Source organism: Pseudolactococcus insecticola (assembly GCF_011170065.1).
In the GTDB taxonomy this organism is placed as follows: Bacteria; Bacillota; Bacilli; order Lactobacillales; family Streptococcaceae; genus Pseudolactococcus; species Pseudolactococcus insecticola.
This window is the reverse complement of the sequence record NZ_BLLH01000010.1, coordinates 57,960-66,172: the sequence shown is the minus strand read 5'-3', so window position 1 is coordinate 66,172 and position 8,213 is coordinate 57,960. Positions and strand designations below refer to the sequence as shown.

Here is an 8,213-nt window from a genome sequence, read left to right as displayed (position 1 = left end):
GGGATTTTTTGCGCACAAGGCGCTTTTGCGCTGAGCCAAATCGCAAGCTTTTTGCTATAATATAACTATGAATAAAAATCACGACAAATTTAGGGAACAAGATAATCAAGAAAAGGCGACTGACACGGTCTATGGTGTCCATGCGGTGACAGATGCACTCAAGGAAAATCTGGGTAATAAGCTCTACATTCAAGACGATCTTCGCGGAAAAAATGTCGATCAGATCAAACAACTTGCCAGTGACAAAAAAGTGGGCATTTCTTTTGTGAGCAAAGAAAAACTCAAAGAGATGTCAGAATCAGGTGTCCATCAAGGCTTTGTCCTCAAAACAAGTGCCTATGCCTATAAGGACTTGTCAGAGTTACTTGCTATTACAGCTGAGCAAGATAATCCACTTCTGATCATTTTAGATGGTCTGACGGATCCGCACAATCTAGGCAGTATTCTAAGAACAGCTGACGCCACAGGTGTTTCAGGATTGATCATCCCCAAACACCGTTCTGTTGGCGTGACGCCAGTTGTCGCAAAAACATCAACAGGTGCAGTGAATCACATGCCGATTGCGCGTGTGACCAATCTGTCACAGACCCTTGACAAGCTAAAGGATGCTGGTTTTTGGATTTTTGGAACAGATATGGACGGCACGCCACATGATAAATGGCAAACTCAGGGCAAGATTGCGCTGATTATCGGTGCTGAAGGTGCTGGTATCACACAAAATATCAAAAAACAAGTGGATGAGATGATCACCATTTCTATGAAAGGCCATGTGCAAAGTCTAAATGCTGGCGTTGCCGCAGGCATTTTGATGTACGAGTGGGCACGGAAATTTCAGGGCTAATTTGCGATAAAATAAGGAGTCGAGATGAAAAAGAATTTGTTAATCGTAGATGGCTACAACATGATTGGGTCGTGGGCAGAAACGCATCAGCTTTTTCAAAATAACGATTTGGAACAGGCGCGCGATATTTTACTCAAAAAGCTCTCAGATTATGCAGGTTTTGAGGGGCTTGAAGTCATCTGCGTTTTTGATGCCCAGTTTGTGCCTGGTGTCACGAGCAAGTTCAATGTGCACAACGTCCTTGTTGTCTTCACAAAAGAAGACGAAACAGCTGATAGTTACATCGAAAAGCTGGCTGGTAAGTGTAATAACGCGCTGACCACGGTGTTTGTTGCGACGAGTGATTTGGCGGAGCAATGGGTGGTGTTTTCGCAAGGCGCCATGCGGGTTTCCGCACGAGAACTAGAAGAGCGTGTCAATCTCAGAAAACAAGACTTAACCCGGCATGCCACGCATATCACCGCGCAAAAACCGAGAACAGTCTGGGCAGATGCACAGCTCGATGAACTCAAAAAACTCATGTCTAACATGAGCTAAAACCAATCAAACTTAGAAGTGGAGATAAAATGACTTATAAAATCATCACAGATTCAACGACGGACTTATCAGACAGCTATGCTGCGGCGCATGATATCATCATGCTAGGGACTGTCGTCACGATTGATGATACGGCTTATCAGACCGTAGGGGACGCAAGACTGACGAGTGAAGTTTTGCTCGAAAAAATGGCGAATGGTGCAAAACCAGTCTCGTCACAGATCAATGTTGGACAATTTTCAGAAGTCTTTAAGTCAGTTACTACGGCCGGCGATGAAGTCTTGTATCTGGGTTTTTCATCAGGGCTCTCAGGGACTTATCAGAGCGCTGAGATGGCAAGGAAAATGGTGTTAGAAGACTTGCCGGATGCACAGATTACTATTGTTGACACACTCGCTGCGGCCTCAGGTGAAGGCTACCTTGTCAAAGAAGCAGTGAAATTGCGTGATAATGGGGCAAGTACGGCTGAAATCGTTTCAAAATTAGAAGATTTGGTGCCAAGATTACGAAGCTGGGTCATGGCTGATGACCTCTATCATCTGGCACGTGGCGGTAGAATCTCGAAAACTGCAGCAACGGTTGGTAGTTTGGTCAATATCAAGCCGATTATCGATGTGGATCCAGAAGGGAAATTGCGCCAAGTTGGCAAAATTCGTGGCAAGAAAAAAGCGCTCAAATCACTGGTTGAAAAAACAGTGACAGATAGTGATGGAAATTACCCAGATGTAATCATCGGCTATTCAGGTGATATTTCTGTCGCAGAGGACGTAAAAGCTGATCTATTGACGCATGACAGTGTTGGAAACGTTGATATTACACCACTTGGACCTACTATTGCAACACATACAGGTGCGGGAACCATTGCTGTTTTTTCAATCGGAAAAAACAAACGCAGCTGAAATTTGAGAATAAATAACAAAAATCACAGTAAATATCTTGTTTTGCTGTGATTTTGTGTTAAAATAAAAAAGAGTGTTTATACCGAAAATCGGATAGTAGGCAACTTTTACATAATAAAATATGATGAATGGGTAATGGAAGGAGTCACTTTAATGGCCAAAAGTGGACTTTATACGGGACTTGACATCGGAACTAGCACCATCAAAGTGTTAGTTGCTGAGTATGTCTCTGGTGAAATGAATATAATTGGCGTCGGAAATGCAAAATCTGACGGCTTAAAAAACGGAACAATTGTCGACATCGAAAAGGTAGCGCAAGCAATTCGCAAAGCAGTTAATGCTGCTGAAGAGCGTGCGGGTATCCAAATCACAGGATTAAACGTGTCAGTTCCAGCGAATCGTCTCGAAGTTGAGGCTTGCCAAGGTATGGTAACCATCAATAGTGAGTCAAAAGAAGTCGTTGAAAGCGACATCAATCAAGTCGTGTCAAGTGCGCTAATGCGTGGTATGATGCCAGAACGTGAAATCATCGCTGTTGAGCCAAAAGAGTTCACAGTAGATGGTTTTTCAGGCATTTCTGATCCTCGTGGGATGTTTGGGGTGCGTCTTGAGATGAAAGGACTGGTTTATACAGGTCCTAAAACACTTGTACACAACATTCGCCGTGCAGTTGAACGTGCAGGTCTCAACGTTGATAACATTGTGATTGCACCTCTTGCGCTTGCACATCACGTACTTAATGAAGGAGAACGTGAGTTTGGTACAGTCATCCTTGACTTAGGTGCTGGACAAACGACGGTCACTGCCGTTCGGGATCAAGAGTTGCAGTTTGCGCATATCATCGCTGAGGGCGGAGATTACATCACAAAAGACATCTCAACAGTGCTCAATACCTCGCTTGAACAAGCAGATAATCTCAAACTTAACTACGGTGAAGCATCAACAGAACGCGCCAGTAAGGAAGAAAAATTCCCTGTTGACGTTGTTGGACATACTGAACCTGTTGAGATTACAGAGTTTTACTTGTCACAAGTCATCGAAGCACGCCTGACTCAGATCTTTACACGTGTCCGTCAAGACTTGGAACGTTCACGTGGTCTTGACTTGCCTGGTGGGATTGTACTACTAGGTGGTGCTGCGGCAATGCCTGGGATAACTGAGCTTGCGACAAAACTTATCGGGACAAATGTTCGACTTTATGTGCCCAATGAAATGGGGCTTCGCAATCCAACTTTTGCACAAGTTATCTCGATTGTGGACTATGTGGGCAGTCGTTCAGATATTGAAGTTTTAGTCACGCAAGCAGCAGCAGGAAACGTTATCTATACAGAACCAATTCCTGAGGCAGCTCCGAAATATATCGAGCCTGTAGCAACATTTGGGGACACATCTTTTGGATCATCTGATTCCGTTATTGATGACCCTTATGTAGCCCCAACACCTCAAGTACAACCCCAAGCAAATCTGCCAAAAGAAGAAAAAGGTCCAGGTATCGTTGACCGTGTTCGTAATATTTTTGGTGGGATGTTTGACTAAGTAAGAATTTAATTTGGAGATATAAAATCATGGAATTTTCATTTGATGAAGGGCTCACTCAAGGAGCAGTAATAAAAGTTATCGGTGTCGGTGGCGGCGGTGGCAATGCCATCAACCGAATGGTTGAAGAAGGCGTTTCAGGCGTTGAATTTATCGCAGCAAACACAGATGTACAAGCCTTGCAAGCTTCAAAAGCAGACACTGTCATCCAACTCGGACCAAAATTAACACGTGGTTTGGGTGCTGGGTCAAAACCAGAAGTTGGTCAAAAAGCAGCTGAAGAGTCAGCTGAAACCATTCAACAAGTCTTAAACGGCGCTGATATGGTCTTTATCACGGCCGGCATGGGTGGCGGTACTGGTACTGGTGCCGCACCTGTCATCGCACAAATCTCTCGCGAGTTGGGTGCTCTGACTGTTGGTGTTGTGACGCGTCCGTTTGGTTTTGAAGGCTCAAAACGTGGCTATTTTGCTTCAGAAGGCATCGAGTTGCTCAAAGCGGCTGTTGATACCTTGCTCATTATTTCAAATAATAACTTGCTTGAAATCGTTGACAAGAAAACACCTTTGACAGAAGCCTTGCGTGAAGCTGATAACGTCTTGCGCCAAGGTGTGCAAGGTGTGACTGACTTGATTACAAACCCAGGGATGATTAACCTTGACTTTGCCGATGTGAAAACAGTGATGGCAAATAAAGGTGACGCCCTCATGGGTATCGGAACTGCGACAGGTGAAGATCGTGTAATCGAAGCAACACGTAAAGCGATTTACTCACCACTACTTGAAACGACAATTGAAGGTGCTGAAAATGTCCTCTTGAACGTAACAGGTGGTATGGATATGAGTTTGACAGAAGCACAAGATGCGTCTGAACTCGTGATTCAAGCGGCTGGTAACGATGTCAATATTCTTTTGGGAACATCAATCGATGACAGTCTTCAAGATGAAATCCGTGTGACAGTTGTCGCAACAGGTGTTTCTGAAGAAGACTTGCAACAAGCAGTAGCACCGCGTCAAGCGACACCAGCACCTGTTGCTGAACAACCACGCCGTCGTGTACTTGGCTCATCAAATCTTGACTTGAATAGTAATAACAATTTTGCACCACGTCAAAAACAAGCTGAACCAGAAGCAACGGCACCAGAGTCAGCTTTTGGCAACTGGGATATTCGCAAGGAAAATACAGTTCGTCAAACGCCGTCAGAACCAAATGCAAGTGGTGTGAGTAGCTTTGGTGGCGCAACAACGCCAGCAAATGATGATGACCTTGACATCCCACCATTTTTGAAACGTTAAAAAGATGACACTAGCAGAGAATGTTTCAACTGTTTTGGCAACTGTTGCGACAGCTGAAAAAACAATTGATAAATTAGGACAAACCACAGTGATTGGCGTGACAAAATACGTCGAAGCTGACCAAGCACGTGCGCTTTTTCAAGCTGGTATCACAAATTTGGCTGAAAATCGAACAGAACTTTTTCTTGATAAACACGAAAAAATGTCAGATTTGCCAATTACTTGGCACCTGATTGGGACGTTGCAGCGACGTAAGGTTAAGGATGTTATCAACTTGGTTGATTATTTCCACGCCCTTGACTCAATCAAGCTCGCGCGTGAGATTGATAAACGTGCCGAGCATGTCATCAAGTGCTTTCTCCAGGTCAATGTATCTGGTGAAGCAAGTAAACATGGCTTTTCACCAGATGAGTTGGACACTGTTTTATCAGAGATTTCTGAGCTTGACAATGTTCAAATCGTAGGTTTGATGACCATGGCGCCAATTGATGCAACAAATGATGAACTAGATGATTTATTTGCGAAAGCCAAGGCTTTACAAGTATCAATCGCAGCTAAAAATCTGACTAATATTCCGTGCACTGACTTATCTATGGGGATGAGTCGTGATTATCAAACAGCGATTCAGCACGGGGCAACCTTCGTCAGAATTGGTAGCGAGTTCTTCAAATAAAATAAGTAGGTAGAAATTAATGGCTTTAAAAGATTATTTTGAAAAGGCAAAGGATTATTTTAATCTGGGGGATGAGGATGAGCAAGTGCCAGTAGCACGGCCACAAGTTGCCAAAGTGGCACCTAGTGCGTCGTCCGCATCATCATCTGCGCAAACACAACAAGCACCGCGTCCACAAGTTGTGCCACAATCAGCACCGCGCCCAGAGCCTCGTTCATCAGAACGTAAGCAGTCTGTCCGCCAGAATGAATCAGCTACGAGCACCCGTCAAACGACACAAGCACCTCGTGCTGTCACCTCAAACATTGTGCCAACGATTGCAATCAAAGAGCCACAAGCCTATGATAATATCATGGACTCAGCACAAGTCGTCCGTAATGGTGAAAGTGTTTTGGTTAATTTCAAAAACATGGGAGACCAACAGGCACGCCGCTCAATCGACTTTTTGACAGGTGTTGTTTTCACCCTTGATGGGGACATCCAAAATGTTGGTGGTCAGATCTTTCTTCTGACGCCGAACGGTATGACTGTTGATGCTGAAAAAGAGTTGAGTATTTTGGCAGGGCGAAATTTTGAAGGTATGGATAATTTTTAATGATTATTTATTGGCTTTATAAACTGATTACAGTCTATGAGTGGATTTTGATTGCCTATGCACTGATGAGTTGGGTACCAGGTTTGCAAAGTAGCAAAGTCGGAGAAATTATCGGGCGTCTGGCACGACCGTTTTTGTCTATTTTTGACCGTCTGCCACTCCAGTTTGCGGGGCTTGACTTCACGATTGTCATCGCAATCATTGCGCTTAACTGCATTCAGCGATTGCTCGTGATCCTTTTTTGAGCATGAGAATTGAGCAAACAGCCGTTTATCAGCACTTTCGGGCAAGCGAACGCGGGTTTATTGATCAGGCGACGGACTGGCTGACGCGAGTTAGTGAGACTTACAGCATCGTTACAACAGATTTTTTAAATCCGCGGCAAGTATTTATCTTGGAGACGTTGGCAAATGCGCGTGAGATTCAGGTGCTGACAAGCTCAGCTATCGCTGAAACAGAGTATGTCAAGGTGATTTTAGCGCCTGACTATTATGTGTTGGATGTCGCAGATTTTGAGCTTGCTTTATTACAGATTGATTTTGCAAGCCAGTTTGTCACCTTGAAGCATGGACAGATTTTAGGCACATTTCTGGGTGAGACAGGACTTGATCGCTCGAAAATTGGGGATATTGTTGTTCACGATACAATTGCGCAAGTTTTTGTCACGGCAAATCTGGCGTCGATTTTTGTGACAAGTATTCATAAAATCGCGCGCAGTGGTGTTAAAATCAGCGAAATGCCACTGTCAAAATTTATCGTGGGACAAGAAGAGACTGCAATAGCAAAGGTAATCACTGTTTCCAGTCTGAGACTTGATAAAGCGGTCTCTGCAGTTTTTAATATCTCTCGCAATTTGGCCCAAAATTTGATACAATCAAATAAGATAAAGGTCAATTATGCAGAGAGTGTAAAAAATGACTTTGATCTTGTGGACGGTGACTTAGTCAGTGTCAGAGGTTATGGTAGATTTACAGTGGCTGAGACGCTTGGTGTGACTAAAAAAGACAAAACACGCGTCGAAGTTAAGTTAATTGCAACCAAAAAGAAGTAAAATAGAAGTTAGTTGAAAGATGAAAAGTGTACATAAGGAGGTACGACTGTGACATTAAATAGTTTAGATGTTCAAAATAAGACGTTTTCAACAAAAATGCGTGGCTATAATAAGGCCGATGTAGATGATTTTTTGGACTTGATTGTCCGGGATTATGATGAGTTTGCAGCAAAGATAAAAGAACAGGAACGTGAGCTTAAAAGTCTGCGCGAACGTGTTGAAGTCTTTGATGGCATGAAAGAATCACTCAACAAGTCTATCGTCGTTGCGCAAGGTGCTGCTGATAACTTGAAAGAACAAGCGACAAGTGAAGCTAATAGCATTACAAATGACGCTGGTCAAAAAGCACAATACATCTTGGAATCTGCTAAAAAAGAAGCCGGTGGCATTTTGAACTCAGCATCAGATGATGCACGTCGTCTGGTCAAAGAAACAGATGAGTTGAAACGCAAGATGCGCATTTATCACCAACGTATGACTTTGATGGTCGAAGCACAGCTTGAAGGCATCAAGTCACATGAATGGGAAGAAATTCTAAAACCAACAGCGACTTATATCGGAGATGGTACTGATAAACTCAAAGAAATCATTGAAACACATGATGGCAATACAGTGCAAATCAGCCATATTGCTGATGAAGTAGCGCAGGCACTTGATTCAGAATCAGCAGCTGACGAAAGCACGTCTGATCAGGAATCTGATTCTGAAAGTAAAGACGTTCAGGTGTCTGATGTCTCATTCAACGTTGACATACCAGAAGCTGACACTGAAAAATAAAAAATGTGT

10 protein-coding genes are annotated in these 8,213 nt (G+C 43.5%); all 10 read left to right on the top strand.

Annotated features, from left to right (window positions below; genetic code table 11):
• Positions 1-67: 67 nt before the first annotated feature.
• Positions 68-841: a 23S rRNA (guanosine(2251)-2'-O)-methyltransferase RlmB gene (rlmB, locus tag Hs20B_RS08415; RefSeq protein WP_172357485.1), complete on the top strand. Its 774-nt coding sequence runs from the start codon at positions 68-70 to the stop codon at positions 839-841.
• Positions 842-865: 24 nt separating this feature from the next.
• Positions 866-1,378, top strand: coding sequence for a YacP-like NYN domain-containing protein (locus Hs20B_RS08410; RefSeq protein WP_172357483.1), 513 nt, complete (start codon positions 866-868; stop codon positions 1,376-1,378).
• A 29-nt stretch (positions 1,379-1,407) separates the two neighbouring features.
• Positions 1,408-2,277, top strand: coding sequence for a DegV family protein (locus tag Hs20B_RS08405; RefSeq protein WP_172357481.1), 870 nt, complete (start codon positions 1,408-1,410; stop codon positions 2,275-2,277).
• Between the two features lie 153 nt (positions 2,278-2,430).
• The gene (gene ftsA, locus Hs20B_RS08400) at positions 2,431-3,813 is read left to right on the top strand and encodes a cell division protein FtsA (protein WP_172357479.1); all 1,383 of its coding nucleotides are present in this window, start codon (positions 2,431-2,433) and stop codon (positions 3,811-3,813) included.
• A 29-nt stretch (positions 3,814-3,842) separates the two neighbouring features.
• Positions 3,843-5,108 (top strand): cell division protein FtsZ, encoded by a 1,266-nt coding sequence (gene ftsZ / locus Hs20B_RS08395; protein WP_172357477.1) that lies wholly within the window; start codon positions 3,843-3,845, stop codon positions 5,106-5,108.
• Between the two features lie 4 nt (positions 5,109-5,112).
• The gene (locus tag Hs20B_RS08390; protein ID WP_172357475.1) at positions 5,113-5,781 is read left to right on the top strand and encodes a YggS family pyridoxal phosphate-dependent enzyme; all 669 of its coding nucleotides are present in this window, start codon (positions 5,113-5,115) and stop codon (positions 5,779-5,781) included.
• A gap of 19 nt (positions 5,782-5,800) precedes the next feature.
• A complete protein-coding gene (locus Hs20B_RS08385; protein ID WP_172357473.1) occupies positions 5,801-6,376 on the top strand; it encodes a cell division protein SepF in 576 nt (191 codons plus the stop codon).
• The gene (locus Hs20B_RS08380) at positions 6,376-6,621 is read left to right on the top strand and encodes a YggT family protein (protein WP_172357471.1); all 246 of its coding nucleotides are present in this window, start codon (positions 6,376-6,378) and stop codon (positions 6,619-6,621) included. The genes Hs20B_RS08385 and Hs20B_RS08380 overlap by 1 nt, the downstream gene beginning before the upstream one ends.
• Positions 6,622-6,623: 2 nt before the next feature.
• Positions 6,624-7,427, top strand: coding sequence for a YlmH family RNA-binding protein (locus Hs20B_RS08375; RefSeq protein ID WP_172357469.1), 804 nt, complete (start codon positions 6,624-6,626; stop codon positions 7,425-7,427).
• 48 nt (positions 7,428-7,475) lie between these two features.
• Positions 7,476-8,204: a DivIVA domain-containing protein gene (locus tag Hs20B_RS08370; RefSeq protein WP_172357467.1), complete on the top strand. Its 729-nt coding sequence runs from the start codon at positions 7,476-7,478 to the stop codon at positions 8,202-8,204.
• Positions 8,205-8,213 lie beyond the last annotated feature (9 nt).

Coding starts and splice junctions, on each gene's coding strand:
- rlmB (WP_172357485.1), top strand. CDS start 68: ATGAATAAAAATCACGACAAATTTAGGGAACAAGATAATCAAGAAAAG.
- Hs20B_RS08390 (WP_172357475.1), top strand. CDS start 5,113: ATGACACTAGCAGAGAATGTTTCAACTGTTTTGGCAACTGTTGCGACA.
- ftsA (WP_172357479.1), top strand. CDS start 2,431: ATGGCCAAAAGTGGACTTTATACGGGACTTGACATCGGAACTAGCACC.
- ftsZ (WP_172357477.1), top strand. CDS start 3,843: ATGGAATTTTCATTTGATGAAGGGCTCACTCAAGGAGCAGTAATAAAA.
- Hs20B_RS08385 (WP_172357473.1), top strand. CDS start 5,801: ATGGCTTTAAAAGATTATTTTGAAAAGGCAAAGGATTATTTTAATCTG.
- Hs20B_RS08410 (WP_172357483.1), top strand. CDS start 866: ATGAAAAAGAATTTGTTAATCGTAGATGGCTACAACATGATTGGGTCG.
- Hs20B_RS08405 (WP_172357481.1), top strand. CDS start 1,408: ATGACTTATAAAATCATCACAGATTCAACGACGGACTTATCAGACAGC.
- Hs20B_RS08375 (WP_172357469.1), top strand. CDS start 6,624: ATGAGAATTGAGCAAACAGCCGTTTATCAGCACTTTCGGGCAAGCGAA.
- Hs20B_RS08380 (WP_172357471.1), top strand. CDS start 6,376: ATGATTATTTATTGGCTTTATAAACTGATTACAGTCTATGAGTGGATT.